This is a genomic window from Pseudomonas panipatensis (assembly GCF_900099785.1).
GTDB classification, from domain to species: Bacteria; Pseudomonadota; Gammaproteobacteria; order Pseudomonadales; family Pseudomonadaceae; genus Pseudomonas; species Pseudomonas panipatensis.
Genome location: NZ_FNDS01000002.1, coordinates 214,875 through 236,875, shown reverse-complemented (window position 1 = coordinate 236,875; position 22,001 = coordinate 214,875). Strand labels below are relative to the sequence as shown.

18 protein-coding genes are annotated in these 22,001 nt (G+C 66.8%); 8 read left to right on the top strand and 10 right to left on the bottom strand.

Annotation, left to right across the window (positions count from 1 at the left end; translation table 11 throughout):
- Positions 1–152 precede the first annotated feature (152 nt).
- The 4 genes from BLQ74_RS05250 to BLQ74_RS05235 form a co-directional block, all read right to left on the bottom strand.
- Positions 153–3,002, bottom strand: a complete 2,850-nt coding sequence (locus BLQ74_RS05250) for a valine--tRNA ligase (protein WP_090261485.1) — start codon at positions 3,000–3,002, stop codon at positions 153–155.
- A 207-nt stretch (positions 3,003–3,209) separates the two neighbouring features.
- Positions 3,210–3,605 (bottom strand): DNA polymerase III subunit chi, encoded by a 396-nt coding sequence (locus BLQ74_RS05245; RefSeq protein WP_090261484.1) that lies wholly within the window; start codon positions 3,603–3,605, stop codon positions 3,210–3,212.
- A gap of 18 nt (positions 3,606–3,623) precedes the next feature.
- Positions 3,624–4,052: a DNA polymerase III subunit chi gene (locus BLQ74_RS05240; protein ID WP_090261483.1), complete on the bottom strand. Its 429-nt coding sequence runs from the start codon at positions 4,050–4,052 to the stop codon at positions 3,624–3,626.
- A gap of 34 nt (positions 4,053–4,086) precedes the next feature.
- Positions 4,087–5,574 (bottom strand): leucyl aminopeptidase, encoded by a 1,488-nt coding sequence (locus BLQ74_RS05235; RefSeq protein ID WP_090261482.1) that lies wholly within the window; start codon positions 5,572–5,574, stop codon positions 4,087–4,089.
- Positions 5,575–5,776: 202 nt separating this feature from the next.
- Between BLQ74_RS05235 and lptF the strand changes: the two genes are divergently transcribed.
- Together lptF and lptG are read left to right on the top strand one after the other, a co-directional pair.
- The gene (lptF, locus tag BLQ74_RS05230; RefSeq protein WP_090261481.1) at positions 5,777–6,901 is read left to right on the top strand and encodes an LPS export ABC transporter permease LptF; all 1,125 of its coding nucleotides are present in this window, start codon (positions 5,777–5,779) and stop codon (positions 6,899–6,901) included.
- A complete protein-coding gene (lptG, locus tag BLQ74_RS05225; RefSeq protein ID WP_090261480.1) occupies positions 6,894–7,961 on the top strand; it encodes an LPS export ABC transporter permease LptG in 1,068 nt (355 codons plus the stop codon). The genes lptF and lptG overlap by 8 nt, the downstream gene beginning before the upstream one ends.
- Positions 7,962–8,051: 90 nt before the next feature.
- Here lptG and BLQ74_RS05220 read toward each other — a convergent pair whose 3' ends face one another.
- Positions 8,052–8,564 (bottom strand): RDD family protein, encoded by a 513-nt coding sequence (locus tag BLQ74_RS05220; protein ID WP_090261479.1) that lies wholly within the window; start codon positions 8,562–8,564, stop codon positions 8,052–8,054.
- Positions 8,565–8,792: 228 nt separating this feature from the next.
- Here BLQ74_RS05220 and BLQ74_RS05215 point away from each other — a divergent pair, with 228 nt between their 5' ends.
- The 4 genes from BLQ74_RS05215 to BLQ74_RS05200 all read left to right on the top strand — a co-directional run bounded on the left by BLQ74_RS05215 (position 8,793) and on the right by BLQ74_RS05200 (position 10,867).
- Positions 8,793–9,146, top strand: a complete 354-nt coding sequence (locus BLQ74_RS05215; RefSeq protein ID WP_090261478.1) for a YkgJ family cysteine cluster protein — start codon at positions 8,793–8,795, stop codon at positions 9,144–9,146.
- Positions 9,147–9,337: 191 nt separating this feature from the next.
- Entirely contained in the window at positions 9,338–9,772 is a 435-nt protein-coding gene (locus tag BLQ74_RS05210) for an ester cyclase (protein WP_090261477.1), read from the top strand.
- Entirely contained in the window at positions 9,769–10,377 is a 609-nt protein-coding gene (locus BLQ74_RS05205) for a TetR/AcrR family transcriptional regulator (RefSeq protein ID WP_090261476.1), read from the top strand. The genes BLQ74_RS05210 and BLQ74_RS05205 overlap by 4 nt, the downstream gene beginning before the upstream one ends.
- A 10-nt stretch (positions 10,378–10,387) precedes the next feature.
- The gene (locus BLQ74_RS05200) at positions 10,388–10,867 is read left to right on the top strand and encodes a c-type cytochrome (RefSeq protein ID WP_090261475.1); all 480 of its coding nucleotides are present in this window, start codon (positions 10,388–10,390) and stop codon (positions 10,865–10,867) included.
- Between the two features lie 99 nt (positions 10,868–10,966).
- Here the strand turns inward: BLQ74_RS05200 and BLQ74_RS05195 are convergent, their stop codons facing one another.
- The 5 genes from BLQ74_RS05195 to BLQ74_RS05175 all read right to left on the bottom strand — a co-directional run bounded on the left by BLQ74_RS05195 (position 10,967) and on the right by BLQ74_RS05175 (position 18,535).
- Complete coding sequence (locus BLQ74_RS05195; RefSeq protein ID WP_090261982.1) at positions 10,967–11,923, bottom strand: AraC-like ligand-binding domain-containing protein; 957 nt, start codon at positions 11,921–11,923, stop codon at positions 10,967–10,969.
- A gap of 147 nt (positions 11,924–12,070) precedes the next feature.
- Positions 12,071–14,155, bottom strand: coding sequence for a caprolactamase subunit alpha (gene capA, locus BLQ74_RS05190; protein ID WP_090261474.1), 2,085 nt, complete (start codon positions 14,153–14,155; stop codon positions 12,071–12,073).
- 13 nt (positions 14,156–14,168) lie between these two features.
- Positions 14,169–15,914: a caprolactamase subunit beta gene (gene capB / locus BLQ74_RS05185; protein ID WP_090261473.1), complete on the bottom strand. Its 1,746-nt coding sequence runs from the start codon at positions 15,912–15,914 to the stop codon at positions 14,169–14,171.
- Positions 15,915–16,078: 164 nt separating this feature from the next.
- Positions 16,079–17,254: a hypothetical protein gene (locus tag BLQ74_RS05180; RefSeq protein WP_090261472.1), complete on the bottom strand. Its 1,176-nt coding sequence runs from the start codon at positions 17,252–17,254 to the stop codon at positions 16,079–16,081.
- A gap of 66 nt (positions 17,255–17,320) precedes the next feature.
- Positions 17,321–18,535, bottom strand: coding sequence for a purine-cytosine permease family protein (locus tag BLQ74_RS05175; protein WP_244507150.1), 1,215 nt, complete (start codon positions 18,533–18,535; stop codon positions 17,321–17,323).
- Positions 18,536–19,104: 569 nt separating this feature from the next.
- Between BLQ74_RS05175 and BLQ74_RS05170 the strand changes: the two genes are divergently transcribed.
- Complete coding sequence (locus BLQ74_RS05170; protein ID WP_090261470.1) at positions 19,105–19,905, top strand: substrate-binding periplasmic protein; 801 nt, start codon at positions 19,105–19,107, stop codon at positions 19,903–19,905.
- A 387-nt stretch (positions 19,906–20,292) separates the two neighbouring features.
- The gene (locus tag BLQ74_RS05165; protein WP_090261469.1) at positions 20,293–21,810 is read left to right on the top strand and encodes a sensor domain-containing diguanylate cyclase; all 1,518 of its coding nucleotides are present in this window, start codon (positions 20,293–20,295) and stop codon (positions 21,808–21,810) included.
- Positions 21,811–22,001 lie beyond the last annotated feature (191 nt).

Here is a 22,001-nt window from a genome sequence, read left to right as displayed (position 1 = left end):
AGCCTCGGGGACGGCCCGGCGTGCCGATCTTCGGTGCAAAGCGCGGGGCGCGCCAAGCGACCTTTATTCCAGACTTCATTCCCTGGCGGAATGCTACCGCGCAGAAAAGCGAACGGCGCCCGAAGGCGCCGTTGCAGAGGCAGAACCCAACCTCAGAGGCTGGCGATCTTCTCGCGCTGCTCGATCAGCTTGGTCACGGCCTGTTCGGCCTCGGCCAGCTTGGCGCGTTCCTTCTCGATCACCTCGGCCGGGGCCTTGGCGACGAAGCCTTCGTTGGACAGCTTGCCGCCGACGCGCTTGACCTCGCCTTCCAGGCGCTGGATTTCCTTGTCCAGACGAGCCATTTCCGCGGCCTTGTCGATCAGCCCGGCCATCGGCACCAGCACCTGCATGTCGCCGACCAGGGCGGTGGCGGCCATCGGCGGCTCTTCGCCGGCGTCGAGCACGCGCACCGACTCCAGCTTGGCCAGCTTCATCAGCAGCGGCTCGTTGTCGGCCAGGCGGCGGTGATCTTCCGGCGAGGCGTTGGCCAGCACCAGGTCGATGCGCTTGGCCATGGAGATGTTCATCTCGCCACGGATCTGCCGCACGCCGAGCATCAGCGCCTTGACCCACTCGATGTCGCCTTCGGCGGCGGCGTCGATCTTCGCCAGGTCGGCCACCGGCCAGGGTTGCAGCATCAGGGTGTCGCCGCTCTTGCCGGCCTGGGCCTTGATGCGCTGCCAGATTTCTTCGGTGATGAAGGGCATGAACGGGTGTGCCAGGCGCAGTGCCACTTCCAGCACGCGGATCAGCGTGCGGCGGGTGCCGCGCTGGCGCTCGATGGGCGCGTTTTCGTCCCACAGCACCGGCTTGACCAGTTCCAGGTACCAGGCGCAGTACTCGTCCCAGATGAACTCGTAGAGGGCCTGGGTGGCCAGGTCGAAGCGGAAGGCGTCGAGCTGGCGGGCGACTTCCTGCTCGGTGCGCTGCAGCGCCGAGATGATCCAGCGGTCCACCGAGGACAGCTCGACCGGCTCGTCATTCACGCCGGTGTCCTGGCCATCGGTGTTCTCGATGACGAAGTTGGCGGCGTTCCACAGCTTGTTGCAGAAGTTGCGGTAGCCCTCGACGCGGCCCATGTCGAACTTGATGTCGCGGCCGGTGGAGGCCAGCGAGCAGAAGGTGAAGCGCAGGGCGTCGGTGCCGTAGCTGGAGATGCCCTCGGGGAATTCGGCCTTGGTCTGCTTGGCGATCTTCTCCGCCAGCTTGGGCTGCATCATGCCGCTGGTGCGTTTCTCCAGCAGCTCGTCGAGGGTGATGCCGTCGACGATGTCCAGCGGGTCGAGCACGTTGCCCTTGGACTTGGACATCTTCTGGCCCTGGCCGTCGCGCACCAGGCCATGCACGTAGACGGTCTTGAACGGGACCTGCGGGGTGCCGTCGGCGTTCTTGATCAGGTGCATGGTCAGCATGATCATCCGGGCGACCCAGAAGAAGATGATGTCGAAGCCGGTGACCAGCACGTCGGTCGGGTGGAAGGTCTTCAGGTATTCGGTCTGTTCCGGCCAGCCGAGGGTGGAGAAGGTCCACAGGCCCGAGCTGAACCAGGTGTCCAGAACGTCTTCGTCCTGGCGCAGGGCGATGTCGCCGAGGTTGTGCTTGGCGCGCACTTCCGCCTCGTTGCGGCCGACATAGACGTTGCCGGCATCGTCGTACCAGGCCGGAATGCGGTGGCCCCACCAGAGCTGGCGGCTGATGCACCAGTCCTGGATGTCACGCATCCAGCTGAAGTACATGTTCTCGTACTGCTTGGGCACGAACTGGATGCGGCCGTCTTCCACGGCGGCGATGGCCGGTTCGGCCAGCGGCTTGGTGGAGACGTACCACTGGTCGGTCAGCCAGGGCTCGATGACGGTGCCGGAGCGGTCGCCCTTGGGCACTTTCAGCGCGTGGTCGTCGATCTTTTCGAGCAGGCCGGCGGCTTCGAAGTCGGCGACGATCTGCTTGCGCGCGACGAAGCGGTCGAGGCCGGCGTAGGCGGCCGGCAGGCTGGCGTCGAACTCGGCGTTGACGCTGCCGTCGAGGTGGAACACCTGGGCCTTGGCGAGGATCGCCGCGTCCTTGTCGAAGATGTTGATCAGCGGCAGGTCGTGACGCTTGCCGACTTCGTAGTCGTTGAAGTCGTGGGCCGGGGTGATCTTCACGCAGCCGGTGCCGAACTCGCGGTCGACGTAGTCGTCGGCGATGATCGGAATGCGTCGGCCGACCAGCGGCAGGTCGATGAAGGTGCCGATCAGGGCCTGGTAGCGCTCGTCTTCCGGGTGCACGGCGACCGCGCTGTCACCGAGCATGGTTTCCGGGCGGGTGGTGGCGACCACCAGGTAGTCCTGGCCATCGGCGGTCTTGTGGCCGTCGGCCAGCGGGTAGCGCAGGTGCCAGAGGTGGCCCTTCTCGTCATGGTTCTCCACTTCCAGGTCGGAAATGGCGGTGTGGAACTTGGTGTCCCAGTTGACCAGGCGCTTGCCGCGGTAGATCAGGCCGTCCTCGTGCAGGCGCACGAAGGCTTCCTTGACCGCGTCGGAGAGGCCGTCGTCCATGGTGAAGCGCTCGCGCGACCAGTCCACCGAGGAGCCCAGGCGACGGATCTGCCGGGTGATGGTGCCGCCGGACTGCTCCTTCCATTCCCAGACTTTCTCCAGGAACTTCTCGCGGCCGAGGTCGTGGCGCGCCACGCCCTGGGCGGCCAGTTGGCGCTCCACCACCATCTGCGTGGCGATGCCGGCGTGGTCGGTGCCCGGCTGCCACAGGGTGTTGCGGCCCTGCATGCGGCGGTAGCGGATCAGCGCGTCCATGATGGCGTTGTTGAAGCCGTGACCCATGTGCAGGCTGCCGGTGACGTTCGGCGGCGGGATCATGATGGTGTACGGCTCGCCGGAACCTTGCGGGGCGAAGTAGTTGTTCTTCTCCCAGGTCTGGTACCAGGAGGTTTCGATGGCGTGGGGCTGGTAGGTCTTGTCCATGCGCGGCGGGACCCTGAATGCGGCTAGAAGACGGAAAACCGGGGAGTATAACGGCTGGCGCGGCCCTCCGGCCACCCGGCGCGAAGCGCCCACGGCCGGCGGGCGTCGAGGCGCTGCAACGCGGCATGGAATGGCGGCTGGGCGAGCGCCCGGCGCCAGGCGGAGACGCCGGGCATCATGTCGCTCAGCGCCATCCCGCGGCTGACGTCAGGGCTTGCGCTGGCTCAGCAGGCGTTGCAGGCGGGCTTCCAGGCGGCGGCGCAGTTCGGCTTCGATCTGCGGCACGAAGTCGTCGATGACGTCCTGCAGGATGAGTTGCGCGGCGGCGCGCAGTTCGCTGTCCAGGCGCGCCTGCTCGTTGACCGGCGGCACGGCCGGCCGGGCCGGTTGCGCCGCTGGCGCTGTCGGCGCGGCAGCCGTCGCAGGGGCCTGCGGTGGGCGTGCCGCGGGGCTGACCACGTCGTGGAGCAGCGGGATGTTGTCGGGCTCGAAGGATTCGGTGAGCAGCGGCGGTTCGCTGTCCGCTTCGCCCAGCAGGTCGTGGATCGACTCCAGGTCGTCCAGCAGGTGGTCGGGGTTGTGTGGTGGCTTGCGGCTTTCCATTTTACGGGCGAGGCCTTCTCAAAGGCGCGGCAGGCGGTGGTCTTGCAAAGGATAGCCCTGGTCGCGGTAGTAGCGGAAATTCTCCCGCGCCGCCTGGCGGATCGCGGGTTCTTCGACCACCAGCTCGGCGATGCGCGCGAACTCGCGGGCAAAGGCCGGCACCGTCAGGGTCAGGTTGATCAGCAGGTCGTTCTGTCCGGCCGGCGGTGCGCCAAGGCCGAGAATCACCGCTGTCTCGGCATCCTCCTCGGCGGCGTTGTGCGGGACGAACGCCTCGCCGCGGAAACTCCACAGGCGGGCGTCCAGGGTGTCCCGCTGGGCCTCGTCGGCGCACAGCAGGTAGACGCGCATGCCTTGCCGCCAGGCCTTGTCGGCGAGGCGGCAGGCGATGGTCAGGCGCGCGTCGGGATCGGCGCTGGGGATGACGTAGAAGTCCACGCGCGTCATGCCGGCGTGCCCTTCGCGCGATCGCGCAATGCCATCACTTCACGCGGTCCAGCAGGTACTGGGTCAGCAGCGGCACCGGGCGGCCGGTGGCGCCCTTGTCCTTGCCGCCGCTGATCCAGGCGGTGCCGGCGATGTCCAGGTGCGCCCAGTGGTACTTCTTGGCGAAGCGCGAGAGGAAGCAGCCCGCGGTGATGGTGCCGGCCTTCGGCCCGCCGATGTTGGCGATATCGGCGAAGGGGCTGTCCAGTTGTTCCTGGTACTCGTCGAACAGCGGCAGTTGCCAGGCGCGGTCGTCGGCGCTTTCGCCGGCCTTGAGCAGTTGTCGCACCAGCAGGTCGTTGTTGCCCATCAGGCCCGAGGTGTTGGCCCCCAGGGCGACGATGCAGGCGCCGGTGAGGGTGGCGATATCCACCACCGCGCGCGGCTTGAAGCGTTCGGCGTAGGTCAGGGTGTCGCACAGCACCAGGCGGCCTTCGGCGTCGGTGTTGAGGATTTCCACGGTCTGCCCGCTCATGGTGGTGACGATGTCGCCGGGGCGGGTGGCGCCGCCGCTGGGCATGTTCTCGGCGCAGGCCAGCAGGCCCACCAGGTTGATCGGCAGGCCGAGTTCCAGCACCGCGCGGAAGGTGCCGAAGACGCTGGCGGCGCCGCACATGTCGAACTTCATCTCGTCCATGCCCAGGCCCGGCTTGAGGCTGATGCCGCCAGTGTCGAAGGTGATGCCCTTGCCGACCAGGGCATAGGGCGCCTCGTCCTTCTCGCCACCGTTGTAGTGCATGACGATCAGGCGCGGCGGTTGATCGCTGCCCTGGGCCACGGCGAGGAAGGCGCCCATGCCCAGCTCGCGGAGTTTTTTCTCGTCGAGGACTTCCACCTTGAGGCCCTTGTAGGCCTTGGCCAGGGCCTTGGCTTCGTCGGCCAGGAAGCTCGGGTGGCAGAGGTTCGGCGGCAGGTTGCCGAGGTCGCGGGTCAGCGCCATGCCGTTGGCGATGGCCTGGGCTTCCTTGGCGCCGCGCTCCACGGCGGCGGCCTCGGCCTTGGTCGCGAGCAGGGTGAGTTTCTTCAGCTTGGGCGCATCGGCCTTCTGGCTCTTGAAGCGGTCGAACACATAAAGGCCGTCGGCCAGGGTTTCCACCAGCAGGCGCGCCTTGCCATGGGCGTCGCGGCCCTTGACGGTCAGTTCGCCGAGGGCCAGAACGGCGTCGCCGCCACCCAGGTTCTTCAGATTGCCGAGCACCGCGGAAACCAGTTTGCGGTATTGGCGGTCGGAGAGTTCGCGCTCCTTGCCGGCGCCCACCAGCAGGACGCGCTCGGCCTTGAGGTTCGGCAGGTTCTGCAGGAGCAGCGTCTGGCCGACCTTGCCGGCCAGGTCGCCGCGCTTGAGCAGGCTGGCGATGGCGCCACCGCTGGCGCTGTCCACGGCCTGGGCGGCGGCGCCGAGCTTGCGGCCTTCGCCGACGGCGACGACCAGGGTGGCGGTCTTCAGGGTTTCCGGACTAGCGCTTTTTACAAGGAATTCCATGGCAAGGTGTCCCCAGGACGAAGGGTCTGAATGGCGGGCGGGGCTGCGTGTACGGCTTGGCGTCTGTGCAGTGACAGGCCCGGCGAATCGCAGGATAATGCCGCGTATTTTTCACCGGACCGCAGGCTCGCGGACCGGTAGTGCCTCACGGCGGCTAGTTTGAGCGTAGCCGCCCGAGCGTGACAACCCTGGAGTGCCCGGTTTGATTGTCTTCCGTTACCTCTCCCGCGAAGTTCTGGTCACCATGAGCGCAGTCAGCGCCGTGCTGTTGGTGATCATCATGAGCGGCCGCTTCATCAAGTACCTGGCGCAAGCCGCGCAAGGCATGCTCGATCCCGGGTCGTTGTTCATGATCATGGGGGTGCGCCTGCCCGGGTTCCTCCAACTGATCCTGCCGCTGGGCCTGTTCCTGGGCATCCTGCTGGCCTATGGCCGTCTCTATCTCGACAGCGAGATGACCGTGCTGACCGCCACCGGCATGAGCCAGCAGCGCCTGCTGGCCTACAGCATGGCGCCGGCGCTGGTCGTTTCGCTGCTGGTGGCCTGGTTGAGCCTGTCGCTGGCGCCCAACGGCATCGCGCAGATGCAGTTGATCCTCAACAAGCAGGACGCCATGACCGAGTTCGACACCCTGGCGCCGGGGCGCTTCCAGTCGATGAAGGATGGCAGCCGGGTGACCTACAGCGAGCGCCTGTCGAATGACCGCACGCAGCTCGGCGGGGTCTTCATCTCCGACAAGAACCCGCCGCGCAACGGCCAGGAACGCGGGCTTTCGGTGATAGTCGCGGACAGCGGCGTGCAGCAGATCCACCCGGACGGCAGCCGCTACCTGATCCTCAAGGACGGCTACCGCTATGACGGCACGCCGGGCCAGGCCGACTACCGCGAAGTGAAGTACGACACCTATGGCGTCCTGCTGCCCAAGCCGGAAGTCAGCAGCGAGATTGATGACCGTGACGCCGTTCCCACCAGCCAGCTGATCGGCAGCAGCGATCCGCGCATGCGCTCCGAGCTGCAGTGGCGCCTGTCGATTCCGCTGCTGGTGTTCGTCGTCACCCTGCTGGCGGTGCCGCTGTCCAAGGTCAACCCGCGCCAGGGCCGCTTCCTCAAGCTGTTGCCGGCAGTGTTGCTGTACATGGCGTACCTTGCCTTGCTGATCACCGCGCGCGGCATGCTCGACAAGGGCAAGCTCCCCATGGCGTTCGGCCTCTGGTGGGTCCATGCGATCTTCCTGGCGATCGGCCTGCTGCTGGCGTTCTGGGAACCCCTGAGTCTGAAGTGGGCGGCGTCGCGCACGCGCTCCGGCAAGGAGCACAAGCATGCGTAAGATCGACCGTTACATCGGCAGCACCGTTTTCGTCGCCATTCTCGCGGTCCTTGGCGTGATCGTCGGCCTGGCCCTGTTGTTCAACTTCATCGACCAGCTGGGGGCGCTCGACCAGAGCTATACCCTGGCGGCGGCCATCAAGTTCGTGCTCTTGAGCGCGCCCGGCAAGATCTACGACATGCTGCCGATGGCGGCGCTGATCGGCTGCCTGGTCGGCCTTGGCACCCTGGCCACCAACAGCGAACTGACCGTCATGCGCGCGGCGGGCGTCTCGCTGTCGCGCATCGTCTGGGCCGTGATGAAGCCGATGCTGGTGCTGATGTTCGTCGGCATCCTGATCGGCGAGTACGTGGTGCCCTACACCGAAAGCACGGCGCAGAGCGATCGGGCCCTGGCGCAGAGCGGTGGCGGCGCGTTGAGTTCGCGCAACGGCCTGTGGCACCGCCAGGGCCAGGAATACATCCATATCAACGCGGTACAGCCGGAAGGCATTCTGTATGGCGTGACCCGCTACGATTTCGATGCGCAGCACCGCCTGCAGAGTTCCAGCTTCGCCAAGCGCGCGGTATTCCGCGACAACCAGTGGCAACTGGAAGAGGTGGTCACCACGCTGTTGCACCCGGAGGAGAAGCGCAGCGAAGTGCGGACGGCGCCGACCGAGCCCTGGAACATCCAGCTCAGCCCGCAACTGCTCAATACGGTGGTGATGGAGCCGGAAGCCCTGTCGATTACCGGGCTCTGGGATTACATCCACTACCTGAAGGACCAGGGGCTGAGCACCAACCGCTACTGGCTGGCGTTCTGGACCAAGGTGCTGCAGCCGGCGGTCACCGCCGCCCTGGTGCTGATGGCGATCTCCTTCATCTTCGGTCCGCTGCGCACCGTGACCCTTGGCCAGCGGGTATTCACCGGCGTGCTGGTGGGCTTCACCTTCCGCATCGCCCAGGACCTGCTCGGGCCGTCCAGCCAGGTGTTCAACTTCCCGCCGTTGCTGGCGGTGCTGGTGCCCGCGGCGGTCTGCGCGGTGCTTGGCGCCTTGCTGCTGAAGCGGGCGGGGTGAGCCGGATCAGGCACATTCGCCGTTGATTCATGGCGCTACAAAGAAAAAGCCGGCGTAAGCCGGCTTTTTCATGGGACAAGGCGTTCCGCTTCAGTTCCGCCCTTGGCTGTTCTTGCGCACGTCCTTGGGAATCTGCACCACCACGCTTTCCGAATAGCGGTCATGCCAGGTGCGCTTGTCCTTGTCCCAGAGCATCCACAGGAAACCGAGGCCACAGCAGGCCCAGGAGGCGATGGCGATGACGAAGCGCAGCAGTGCCTGCATCAGGCTGATCGGCGTGCCGTCGCGGTTCTGTACGCGGACGCCCCAGACTTGCATGCCCAGGGTCTGGCCCTTGTGGGTCCAGAACTTGGCGAAAAAGGCGAACAGGCTGACGAACAGCAGGCTGGAGAGCAGCGGATCGCCGATCAGGCCGCCCTGGTCGGCGAGCTGGCGCAACTTGTCGCCGCCGAGGATCAGGCGCAGCAGCACCTGTTGATAGAGCAGCGTGACCACCATCATCAGTGCCACGCACAGCAGGAAGTCGTAGAACATCGCGGCGCCGCGACGCAGCAGGTTGGCCGGCGGGAATGTCCCCGACGGCTGAAGCAAGGGCTTGGACATGGCGATTTTCAAGGCTCGGGCGTGGACAGGGCGGGGCGCTTCCCCGGATATCGGCGGGGGATTATACGGTCTTCCCCGCGTCAGGTTCGCTGGCCGGTTGACGCAGTGGCTGCGCGCAACGCCTGCAGGCGCCCCGGCGGAGACAAGCGGCGAACGGAAATTCCTTTGCCGTGCAGGGTTGCCGGGGGCGAGCGGGTATAATTCGCGCCCCACAAGCGAGGTGCCTGCATGAGCTGCAACAGCCGTAAGATCGACCAGCTGCGCCGGGAGATTCCGAACTTCTCCTGTGTACCCGGCTGCCACGACTGCTGCGGCCCGGTCACCGCATCGTCCGAGGAAATGTCGCGATTACCCGTGAAAAGCGCCGCCGAGCATGAGGCCGCCCTGGCCGAGTGGAACTGCGTGCACCTCGGTCCCAAGGGCTGCGAGGTCTATGACCAGCGCCCGCTGATCTGCCGGCTGTTCGGGACCACGCCGAGCCTGCCTTGTCCTCGCGGTCGCGGACCTGAAACCCCCACCGAGGAACAGGTCGTGCGCCGGGTCCATGCGCTGATCGCCAGTACCCGCCAGGTACTGGTTTAGCCGCCGGCCCATCCGTCGCCTCGGCCGCGCTTGTCGCGCACTGCTCCCTTCCCCACGGACGGCTGTCACACCGTGCGTCGGCGCGCGGACGGACGGCGTTTGCATTTTTTCGGTTGGTGACCATAAATTATCGTAATGAGATTTTTGTCTCATGAGTTGAGTCTGTCACCAACGCAAGAAAGGAGCTTTCCATGGCACTCTCACGCGAAGAAATGGCGCGCAAGATCGACGAACACTTCGGCTTCGAGGCGCGCGACGATGTCGCCGGCGTTCTCGCCACCCTCGCGCCCGACGTCGAACACGACATCGTCGGCTGGCCGGCTGGCCCGAGTCATGGCCGCGAGGGCGCCCGGCCGTTCTACGAAGCCTTGTTCGCCGATTTGTCGGACGGCCAGGTCAAGTCGCTGCGGCGTCTCTATGGGCCGAACTTCATGGTGGACGACGCGCTCTGGAGCGGCTGCGCGCCGGGTCGCCCGTTCGGTATCGAGGGGCACGGGCGGCCGCTGTCGTTCCGCTTGTTGCACGTCATCGAGTTTTCCGCCGCCGGGCAGATCAGCCGTGAGAACGTCTGGGTCGACCTGGCCGCCATCCAGCAGCAGCTGTCGCCGTCCGGAACCGCGCAATGACCCAGTCGAATCTGCGCCATCAGCAGAAGCAGCGGACGCGCCAGGCGCTGCTGCAGGCCGCCGCCGAGCTGATTCGCCAGGGCGGGCGGCCGACGCTGGAGGAAGTGGCGGCGCAGGCCATGGTTTCGCGCGCCACGGCCTACCGCTACTTCCCCAAGATCGAGGGGCTGTACCTCGAAGCCTCGATCGACGTGGATACGCCGCAGGCCGATCAGATCCTCGCCGGTGCGCCCGCCGGCAATGCCGTGGCCCGGCTGGAGCGCGTCGACGATGCGTTGCATGCCATGACCCGGGCCAACGAGGTCGCGCTGCGCATGATGCTCGCGCAGTCGCTGGAACTCAGTGCGCGTGGCGAGGCCGATGCCGTCCTGCCGGCGCGCCAGAACCGCCGCTCACCGCTGATCGACGCGGCGCTCGATCCGCTCGGCGAGCGCTTCAGCCCGGCGGCGCTGAAAACCCTCAAGCATGCCCTGGCGCTGGTGATGGGGCCCGAGGCGATGATCGTGCTCAAGGACGTACTGCGCCTGGACGATGCCGAAGCCCGCAAGGTTCGGCGTTGGGCGATCCGCGCGCTGGTTCAGGCCGCCCAGCCGAAAGCCAAGTAGGAGTCTCCCGATGAAACTGTCGATGCAAGTCTTCTGTGCGTGGGCGCTGCTGGCCGCCGCCAGCAGCGCCGCCATGGCGGCCGATCCCGCCGCCAGCGCCGGCCAGGTGGAGCGCGGCCGCTACCTGATCCGGGTTTCCGGCTGCAACGACTGCCACACGCCGAACTATGGCCGGCGGAACGGCCAGGTCGACGAAAAGCTCTGGCTCACCGGCGATGCGCTCGGCTGGTCCGGCCCCTGGGGCACCACCTATGCGACCAACCTGCGCCTGTTGCTGGCCGGCATGAGCGAGCGGCAATGGCTGCAGCACGCGCGCAGCATGCAGCCGCGCCCGCCGATGCCATGGTTCAACGTGCGGGCGATGAGCGATGCCGATCTCAAGGCCATCTACGCCTTCACCCGCGCCCTGGGCGCCGCCGGCGCGCCCGTTCCGGCCTATGTGCCGCCGGGCAGCAAGCCCATGGGGCCGGTGGTGCGGTTCCCGCAGTAGCGCGGGGGCTCGTCCGCGTCCGGCTCTGCCTCGCTCGCCGTCCGGGCGGGGATCGCCCTCAGGCCGCGGTTTCTCCGCAGAGCCTGGCGCTAGCGGGGTTCAGTGGGTGCTGACGCCGCGCACTTCGCGGGCCGTGCAACCGAATTGCTGGCGGAATGCGCGGGTGAATTGCGCCTGGTCGTTGAAGCCCCAGCGGAACGCCAGCTCGCCGATGGACAGGTGGCACTGTGGGTCGCGCAGTTGGCGATGCACCGCCTCCAGGCGCTGCTGACGCACCCATTCGCTGAGGGTGAAGGGCGTGCTGGCGAAGAGCTTGTGCAGGTAGCGCACCGACAGGCCGCAGGCGCTGGCGATGGACTGCGGTGACAGGTCCGGGTCGCCGAGGTTCTGCGCCACGTAGCGTTCGACGCGCGAGAGGTGCAGGGTGCTGAGATTGGAGCCTTCGCTGCCGAGCACCCGTTCGTCCTGTTGCAGGGCCAGCAGCAGGGTCGACAGGGCCTGTTCCAGCAGCAGGTGGCGGGCCGCCGCGGGGCAGGCGTCGAAGTGTCGGGCGCAGAGGTCGAGTTGCTCGACGAAGATGCGGCCCAGGCCCTGGGTGGCGTCGAAGCAGTAGCGGGTGTAGCGCTCGGGGCCACGCAGGTGGCCTTGCAGGGCGCGCTCCGGCAGCTTGAGCACCCACAGGTCGTTGTCGGCGCCGTAGTGGAAACGGTAGGGGGCATCGCCGCGCTCGACGATGAATCCGCCGGGGCTGCAGCTCAGTTGGCGACCGCCCTGCTCGAAGTGCACGTCGGCGCGGCGGGGTACGGTGACCAGATAGAAGGCATCGTGGTCCTGGCCGATCTGGGCCTTGCTGCGCGAGTAACCGAGCTGGCTGGAGCTCAGGTGCGACAAGCTGAGCGCGGTGCTCGGCGTGCTCCAGCGTTGCAGTTGGCCATCGAAGGGGCGGTCGGCGCTGAATTCGAGGCTCAGCGCGAAGTAGGTATCGCTGATGGCCTCGGCCCAGCGCGCCTGTCGTTCAGGCTGCGCCCAGCTGTGGGTCGATAGTTCTGTGGGCATCATTCGTCCTTTTTCAAAGAGGGCAGCATTGAAAAAAGGAACTGCAAGCAAGCTACTCAAGCAGCTCTTGTTATTGTTTGAGCAGCCCGGCAGCGCAAGGCTGCCGGGCTGGGAACACGCCGATATTCGGCGTGCGCGCCCGGGACATCAAGCGCCGCGCGTCACCCGGTAGGTGGCGGACGGTTCCAGGGTGGCACGCCAACCCGGGGGGACCACGATGTTGGTGGTGTCTTCCTCGATCACGCAGGGCCCGTGCACGGTCTGCCCCGGCAGCAGGCGGTTGCCGTCGAACACCGCGGTGGACTGCCAGTTGCCGTCGGCGCTGAAGAGCATCGGGCGCAGGTTGTCCGGCACCGCCGCCGGCGGATTGGCCGGGCCTTGCAGTTCCGGCTGAGGCGGTCGCGGCAGGTGGCCGATCACCGAGCATTCCAGGTTCACCAACTCCACCGGGCTGCCCGACTCGCTATAGGAGTACAGCGTCTGGTGGCGGCGGTGGAACGACTCGATCAGCTCGGCCAGCCCGCTCGCGTCCAACTGGTGGCGCTCCAGCTCGACGCTGCACTCGTGGATCTGTCCGAGGTAGCGCATTTCCAGGGTGTAGTGGCAACTGCTGGCTTCGTCGCCGAAACCATCGTCCCGCAGGTTGACCAAGCCCTGCTGACGCAGCTCGGCGAGGGCGCGGTTGAGTTGCGGCAGGTCGACGTGATCCGGGTCCAGGCGCATCGGCAGGCTGGTCAACTGGTCGTAGCGCACGTCCGAGAGGATCTGGCCGAAGGCGCACAGGCCCGAGGCCACCTTGGGGATCAACACGGTCTGCATGCCGATCTCCTCGGCCAGGCGCACCACGTGCATGCCCGCTGCGCCGCCGGCACCGATCAGGGCGAAGTCGCGCGGGTCGTGGCCACGTTCGATGGACACGCGGCGGATGCCGTTGACCATGTTCAGGTTCACCAGGGTGGTGATGCCGAAGGCCGCACGCTCGACGCTGATGCCCAGCGGATCGGCGATCTTGCTGCGGATGGCGTCCAGCGCCGCCTGGCGGTCGAGGCGGATGCTGCCGCCGAGCAGGGCGCCGTCCGGCAGGTAGCCCAGGGCCAGGTTGGCGTCGGTCACGGTCGGTTCGGTCCCGCCCTTGCCGTAACACACCGGGCCCGGCTTGGCGCCGGCGCTGCGCGGGCCGACCTGGAGCATGCCGAACTCGTCCAGGTGAGCGATGGAGCCGCCGCCGGCACCGAGGGTTTCCACCTGGATCATGGGGACGCCGATGCGCTGGCGGAGGAAGTCCACGTCCTTGCTGAAGTTGGTGCGTCCGGCGTTGGTCAGGGTGATGTCGAAGGAGGTGCCGCCCATGTCCACGGTGATGACGTTGTCGATGCCGAACGGGCGGGCCACCGACAGGCCTGCCTGGGGTGCCGAGGCCGGACCGGAGTTGATCGCGTTGACCGCGCGTTCGCGCATCACATGGCCCGGGGCCAGGCCGCCGTTGGACTGGAAGTAGCGCACCGGTTGCTGCGCGCCCAGCTCCTCGAAGAGCGCGTCGATGCGCTCGACGTAGCGCGCCATCACCGGGCTCAGGTAGGCGTTGACCGCGGTGGTGGAGGTGCGGGTGTACTCGCGGATCTGCGGGAAGACTTCGTAGCCGCTGCAGACGAAGACTCCCGGCAGCGCGGCGCGCACCAGTTCGGCGGCGCGTTTCTCATGGCTGGGGTTGCGCACCGACCAGACGAAGGAGATGGCCACTGCTGCCACGCCCTCGGCGCGGAAGTAGTCGATGGCGTCGTGTATCGCGCGCTCGTCCAGCGGGCTGTGCTCGCGGCCGTCGCCGAGGATGCGGCCGCCGATCGGGCGGCGCAGGTGGCGCGGCACCAGCATGTGTGCCTGGGGGTAATGGGCGTCGTAGCGGTGGCCTTCTTCCTTGTGGCCGAGGCGGATTTCCAGGCTGTCCTCGTGACCGGCGGTGCAGAGCAGGCCGACCTTGACCCCGGTGCACTCGATCAGCGCGTTGAGGGCGACGGTGGTTCCGTTGATGCACAGGTCGCAGTTGGCGATCAGCTCGGCCGGGGTGCGCCCGGTGGCCTCGGCAATCTGCGCGAGGCCGGCGCGAATGGCCAGGGTGCCGTCCTGTGGCGTGGAGGGGGCTTTGAACAACTGCACGCCGCCGTCGCGGTCGGCCAGGATGAAGTCGGTGAAGGTGCCGCCGGCGTCGATACCCAGGCGATATTGGTTGCGCATGTCGAATCTCCGGTCAGAACTGGCCGCGGCTGGCGCGGGTGGCGGTTTCGTCGAGGTGGCCGTTGGCGTCGAGGATCACGCCGTACTCCAGGGCCGCGCCCTGGGGCGAGACCAGGCCATTGCGGACGTCTTGCAGGACCGCGGCCACGGGGCGGCGCAGCGGTTCGCCGTAACCCCCTCCACCGGGATTGATGTTGATGATCCGCTCGCCGGGCTGGATGGTGAGCATGGGGTTCTGCGTGTAGTGCACCTCGTTGCCGTCGGCCTGGCGATGGATCAGCCGCCCGAGCTTGGGCTCCAGCAGCGCGTTGCGCGCGCCGGCGGCGCCGGCGGTGGGGAGCTGGCGACCTTCGCCGAAGCCAACCACGGTCATGGCGTGATCCAGCGGTTCGATTTCCAGGCGGGTGCCGGAGCCGCCGCGGAATTCGCCGGCGCCGCCGCTGTCGGCCATCAGGCTGTAGCGGTGGATGAGGATCGGATAGGCGTGTTCCAGCAGTTCGATGTCGCCGCTCATCAGTGCGCCGAAGCAGCACAGCGGGCCGCAGGCCGGCCAGCCATCCATCACCTTGTTGGCGCCGGCGCCGGAAATGATCGAGGCGAGGACCATGGTGACGTACTCGCTGTCGGCATTGCGCGGGTCGTGGCCGGCGATGTTGATGCCGCTGGCGTGGCCCCAGGAGGCGGTGACGCGTTGCGGCGAGGCCTGTTCCAGGGCCAGGCGCACGGCGTCGGCCAAGGTTTCCATCGGTGTGGTGGTGCAGTTGACGTGGGGGGCCGGCTCGGCGGCGTTGCACAGGGTGCCCTTGGGCCCGACGTCCACGCTCACGCAGCGGTATAGGCCTTCGTTATAGGGCGGGGCGACCTGGGCGAACATCATCAGGCCGAGGTACACGCCCGAGACCGTGTTGCCCTCGTAGGAGTTGATGAAGTAGGGCACCTGGGGCGGGCTGTCGATGCGGATGTGCGCCTGGTCGCCACGGATTTCCACATGGGCGGTGATGGCCAGCTCGCCCAGGCCGTGGCCGGAGTCCTCGAGCACCGCCGTGCCGCTGTAATTGCCGTCCGGTACGTCACGCAGCAGGGCGCGCATGTGGCGGTCGGCCATGTTCTTCAGCTCGGCGATGCAGGCGCGTACCTGCTCCACACCGTACTTGTCGAGCAGCTCCAGCAGGTGCCGCTCGCCGACGCGGCAAGCACCGTACTGGGCGTTCAGGTCGCCTTCCTGGTAGGGGCGCGCGCGCATGTTGGTGAGCATCAGGTTGATCACGTCTTCGCGACGCTTGCCCTTGTCCCACAACTTGACCGGCGGAATGCGCAGGCCTTCGGCGTAGATTTCCTTGGCGTCGGGGTTGTAGCCGGCGGGCACCGGGCCGCCGATGTCGGTGAGGTGGCCCTTGCAGACGGTCCAGAACACCAGCTCGCCTTTGTAGAACACCGGCTTGTACATGCAGCAGTCGAGGATATGGCTGCCCTTGTAGGCCGGATCGTTGTGGTAGATCACGTCGCCTTCGGCGATGTCGTCGGCGAAGTAGTCGGCGACGCACTTCATCGCGGGAATCAGCGAGCCCAGGTGGATCGGGATGTCCTGGCCCTGCAGGATCATCTCGGGGAGGTGATCGAAGAGGGAGTTGGAGTAGTCATGGGCCAGGTTGAACACACTGGAGCGGCCGGTTTTTTCCAGGGTCATGGTCATTTCGCGCTGCGCTGTTTCCAGCGCGCCTCGGACGACCGCAAGGGTGATCGGATCAACTGTTTTCATTGGGCACCAACGCTTTTTTCTTGTGCTTCGGGTGAGGGCCGCCGGCGGCGGCCCGTGCTGCATACGCTACGGCTGGCATGGGGTGGCTGGCTTGTCGCTGGGTGTACCCCTTGTTGCGTTTGGGTGCACAGCGGGCGACGGGCGTGGCCTCGTGGGGCGTCGGCTCAGAAGTAGTAGCCGATGTTGCTGTAGAGCTGGTTCTCCCACTGATTCGTACCGCCCGCGCCGAGGCTCTGGGTGTAGCTGCTGCCGCCGATGTACGGATCGTTCTTGCCATGCAGCCACTCCAGGGCGACCCACAGCGGGCCAACGCTGAAGGAGGTGCCGGCGATGAAGCGCTGGGAGTCTTGGAAGGCCCGCGGGTCCTTGTCGAACAGGCTGTAGTTGGCGTACAGCTTGATGCCCGACAGCCATCCGTACTGGCCCGGCACGCTGTAGCTGACGTCCGCCACGTAGAGGTTGCCCTTGGCGGCGACGTTGAAGGTGCCGTCGAAGCTGCCGAAGCTCACCAGGCGGTTGTCGCCGGGGTTCTTCGGGCTCATCTGCTGGCGCGCGGCCTGGGCCTGGAAGCCCCAGGCGCCCCGCTGCGCGGTGGCATGCAGGGCGGCCGCGCGGCGCTGGCCGTCGCGGCCGGTGTCCTGGTTCTCCAGGGTGGAGGAGAGCAGGGAGGCGCCGACCTCTCCGCTCCAGTCGCCCGCCTGATAGTGCCGTGCCAGGCGGCCGACGAGGATGTTCGACTCATGGTTGTCGCTGCCGTCCACCACGTAGGTGTCGGCGCTGGCAACGCTGGTGCCGTAGGTTCGTCCGCCGCGGCTGGTGCCCCGGCCCTGTTCCGCCGGGATCGGGTAATAGGCTCCCTGGAGGTCCCAGTCGGCGTGTTTGGCGAGGTACTTGAAGCCGATGTCCTGGGTGTCCTCCAGGCCGATCACGTTGCCCAGCGTCTCGAAGAAGGTGCTGCCGAAGTAGGGCGCCAAGCCGAAGGGCACGGCGCTCTGGCCGACCTGTAGTTGCTGTTCGGGGGTGAAGCGATAGCCGACCCAGGCGTACTCGGCGAAGGCGATGTCACCTACCTTGTCGGTGTACTGGAAGGGATAGGCGTCGCCGTAGAAACGGTACTTGGCGGCGGCGATCCAGGTGTCCGAGTGATAGTCGGCGGTGAGGAAGACGGTGTCGAAACTGAACTTCGAAATATCCCGGTCAGGGTCGTAGTCCAGGCGGCCGCGGATGGCGCCGCCGAGATCGAGGTGGTCGGTGATTTCCACGGCGGTGACCGGCTGGGCCAGGCCGAGGGTGAGCAAGGTTGGGTAAATCCAGGTAAGCCGAGTGCGTTGCAGGTGCATGGTCCGCTCCGGGGTTCTTCTTGTGATTGTGGGAGGAGGGGCCGCCCCGGCGGGGGCGGCCGGGGATCAGCCGAGGTCGCCTTGCGGCTGGGCGCGGCGCAGCAGGGGCAGCGCGAGGTAAGCGAGGAAGGCCACGGCGAAGGCGACCGGCGCCGAGGCGCTGGCCAGGGTCGCGTCAGCGGACAGGTGCAGGGCGATGCCCACCGCCGCCGACGCCAGCCAGGCCAGCAGGCCCCGGGCACGGAAGGCCGGCAGGGCGTCGATCCGGTAGCGTGCGCTGCGGGTGCCGAGCAGGTGGGCCAGGGTGATGGCGACCCAGCCGACGATGAACAGGCTCTGGTAGGCCAGCGCCTGGAGGATGTAACTGAACACGTCGAACAGCATCAGCAGGTAGACCAGGGCGCCGGTCAGCAGCGCCCAGGCCGTGTAGGGCACCTTGGCCAGGCCCAGGTAGGTGCAGAAGGCCTGCAGGTTCGTGGCGGCCAGGAAGAAGTTGCCGGTGTTGATGCGCGTCTGGCTGATCCAGACGAAGAGCAAGCCGCCGAGCCCCATCAGTTGGATGATCGCCAGGACCACCGAGACCTCGCTCAGGCCGCCTTCGCTGGGAATGGTCGCGGCGAGGAAGATGCCGACCAGGCCGTTGAGCAGGAAGGCCACGCTGTAGAAGGGCATGCCGAAGTTGATCCGCGCGTGGTAGCGGCTGTCTTCCTGCTTGCCGAAGCGGGCGTAGTCCCAGGTGTACATCATCAGTACCCAGACGCCCATGAAGTAGGTGAAGCAGTTCCACCAGCCGTTCGCCACCGGCCCGTCCTTGGGGGCGAGGCTCAGCCAGGCGGAGGAGTAGCCGTATTTGTCGATGGCCATGGCCACCGCGGCCACCAGCCCGACCAGGTAGAAGGGCAACAGCCAGCCGTTGAGCTTGTCGAGCCAGCGCATGGCGTTGCCGAAGATCAGCGAGACGCTGTAGACCACCACCACGAGGAACGCGGCGTGCAGTCCGAATCCCGGCAGATAGTGGTGGAGCGCCACTGCCATCACCGAACCTTCGAAGACGCCGTAGTAGATGGCCGTGGCGCTGAAGATCAGCGTCGCCAGCGCCGCGCCCGTGCGGCCGAACAGCACCTGGGAGAACTGGGCGACCGAGAGGCCGCTGGCGATGGCGTGACGGGCGATGACGGCGTTGATCGCACCATAGCTGAGCACCGACAGCACGAGCCCGATGAGCGCGTTCAGGGTGCCGAAGCCCATGGCCAGGGCGGCGGCGACGACCAGATAGAACATCGCGCTGCAGATCCCCCACCAGGCCATGGTCAGGGAGCCGCGGCTGAGCCGCTGCGCGTCCGGAATCGGGCCTTGTGAAGGCTCGGGGGATGATTGATTGCTCGAAAGTGCGCCAGCCATGACCGTTACCCTTGTTGTGTTGTAGTGAGGAGCGACAGAACGGTAAGGAAAAGCGGCCTGGCTGGATTGGCGTTTGACGTACCTGTTTTTGCGTTTGCGTGCACCCGGGGCGGTAGCGGGCGGGGGCTCGGCCAGCACGCGCTCGATGCCATGCTGCTTGGCGCCCGCGGATAGGCCATCCCGATGCTCGAAGAGGCCGGGTATCTGTCCACGGGCAGCGCGACGCTGGCGTTCGCAGCCAGGGTTCCGCTGTCTCTGCGATGGCGCTCCTGGGCATTCCGTAACCGATCCAGCGGCGGCTATCCTTCGGCTGAGCAGCCCTCCGCGACGCTGGGCGGCCGTGGTCGTGGCCCAGGGACGGCGGGGCGACTCGCGGCAGCATGCGCGGCCAGGCTGTATGGCAAGGGAATTGCTGACTTCGCAAGCGCGTTCATTGTCCAGGAGCCGGTATGCATCGCCACCCATTCGCCAGATTCGCTGTGTCTGCCCGTGCCTGGCAGTGGCGGCGACTCGGTGTCGGCCTGCTCTGGTTGGCGCTCGCGCTCCGCGGCGAGGCCGAAGAGCGTCCGCCTTTACGGGTAATGACCGATTACTGGCCGCCGTTCCGCATCGAAGGGCAGGATGGGCGCATCGGCGGCCTGGACATGGACCTGCTGGCCGAGTTGGAGCGGCGTACCGGCTTGCGTTTCGAGGTGCAGCGCGCGCCTTGGGCGCGGGGCCTGGCGGCCTTGCAGAGTGGGGCGGCCGATATGATGACCGGCCTGGCGCGCACCCCCGCGCGCGCGCACTACATCGACTACCTGCCCCAGCCCTACTACGCCTGCGCGCCGCGCCTGTACGGCTCCCAGGAAGTGGCGCCGAGCATCGCCCACTACGACGACCTGCGTGGCCGCACCATCGGCTACGTACTGGAGTCGGCCTACTTCGAGCCCTTCGACTCGGATACGCGGCTGAAGAAATTCGGCGTGAGCAACGAGGCGCAACTGCTGCAGATGCTGTCCCTGGGGCGGCTGCAACTGGTGATCGGCACCGACTGCCAGGTGGACTACGAACGACGCGATCCGCGCTTGGCCGAGCGTGTCGTCCGCACCCGCTTCCAGCCCGAGAGCCGAACCGACCTTTACATCGGCTTCTCCCGTCAGCGCCCGCTCGTCGCCGAACGCCAGCTCATCGAAGAGGCCCTGCGCCAACTCCTCGCCGAAGGCTGGGTGCAACGCGCCGCCGGCCGATATCAACCGGAAGCGCGCTAGGGCGCGTGAAGCGCGGGGGCTGCGCCTTCTCCGCGGCACATCCGTGCATGCCAGCGTTGCGATATCCGTCCTCCCAGCCGCACGGCTGACGTCGAGCCCAGGGGCATTGCGGGGCTGCGCTGAGTCAGGTTTCATGTGCCAAGGCTAGGCGGGGCGTTTCCGGCCTGCCATTCGAGGCCCCTGGGGGCGCGCCGACGTTTTCAATGGATGGGACGTCGACTGTCACCTGCCTGCCTCTGAGCATGTCCCACGGTTTCTCGACATATTGCCGATACACGTTAGAAGCTCCGCCAACGAGGCGCCGTGCTCAGGTCGTCCCAGCCCCTGATGTGCCAGCGCCGCGATGCCTTTGAATTCTGGAAATGGACTTTCCACTCTGGTGACCCTGTGAAGCGCGATATCCGACCGGCCGCCCTGTTATTGGTGGTGATCTGTATTTCTTTGGCACTGCTGACCGCCTGGCAAATCTGGTCGGCGCGGCAACGCACGCTGCAAGACATCAATACCGACAACCGCAACCTGGTCCAGGCGCTGGACACATACAGCGAAGGCGTCATCAAGCAGTGCGAGTTGCTGCTTCTGGGCCTTGTCGAGCGCGTCGAGACCGAAGGGCATGGGCCGGATCAGCTCAAGCGCCTGCGGGAACTGACCGACCGCCAGCAACACCTGTTGTCGCAGCTCAACAGCATCCTGCTCTTCGATGCCAAGGGCGACTGGCTGCTGTCCTCCAATGGCCCCATTCCGCCGCACGCGAACAGCGCCGACCGGGCCTTCTTCATCCATCACCGCGACAACCCCTCGCGCGCGATATTCATCGGGCCGCCGATTCGCAGCCGTTCCAATGGCCAGTGGGTGATCACCGTCAGCCGGCGCATCAATGACGACAACGGCAATTTTGCCGGGGTCGCCGTCGTGACCCTGGACATCGACAATTTCCTCAGCCTGTTCGGTCGCCTGGATGTCGGTCGTTTCGGTGCCATGAGCCTGACCAATACCAATGGCCAGATGCTGGTGCGCTACCCGCTGCGCGAACAGGATATCGGCCGTGACCTGTCCGATTCGCCGATCTTCACCCAATACCTGAAGCAGGCCAACGAAGGCAGCGCCAGCATGGTCTCGCGCCTGGATGGGGTGGAGCGCCTCTATGCGTTCCGCCGCAACGATCAGTTTCCGCTGGTGATCACGGTCGCCCTCGGCCTGGATGAGGCGCTGAGCACCTGGCGGAGCGGCGCCGAACTCTTCGCCGGGGTGGTGCTGGCCTTGCTGGTGACCATCGGGGTGATCGGGCAACGGCTGATCCTCGATATCCAGGGGCGTATCCGCACCAAGCAACAACTGCTGGCCGCCCGTGAAGACCTGCTCAAGGCCAATGAGCGCCTGGAGGTGCTCGCCTCCCAGGACCCCTTGACCGGCCTGGCCAACCGGCGCTGCTTCGATGAACGCCTGAGCAGCGAATTCCGCCGTGCCAGTCGCGAGGGTACGCCGCTGTCGCTGCTGCTGATCGATATCGATTACTTCAAGCGTTACAACGACACTTACGGCCACGTTGCCGGCGACGAATGCCTGAAGGCCGTCAGCCGGTTGCTCAGGGACTGCGCGAAGCGGCCAGGCGATCTGGCCGTGCGCTATGGTGGCGAGGAGCTGGCGCTGATCCTGCCCAACACCGACGCCAGCGGTGCGCGGGCCGTGGCCGGTCTGTTCCTCGAAAGCCTGAATCAGTGCGGCCTGGCGCATAACGCCAGTCCCTTCGGCATCGTCACTGCCAGCCTCGGCAGCGCCAGCGTGTCCGGCTATGGCGCGCCAGGCGGCGAGCTGGCACTGATCGACGCCGCCGACCGGGCTCTCTACCAGGCCAAGGAAGCTGGCCGTAACCAGTTGCGCAGCGCCGCGCCCGAGGACGTTTGAGCGCGCCGGTTACCCAGGGGAGGGGCGACGAGTCCGTTGGCCTGGCCTGCAGCGCATTCGCCGCTCGCTGGCCCTTCACGCATTGGCGGCCTTACTCCGCGGCTAGCCCGATCGGCGGCTAGCCGCGTTCGATCCACGGTGTTGGCCAAGGCAGATCCGTGCGCTGGCGCATAACAGCCTCTACGCTTGAT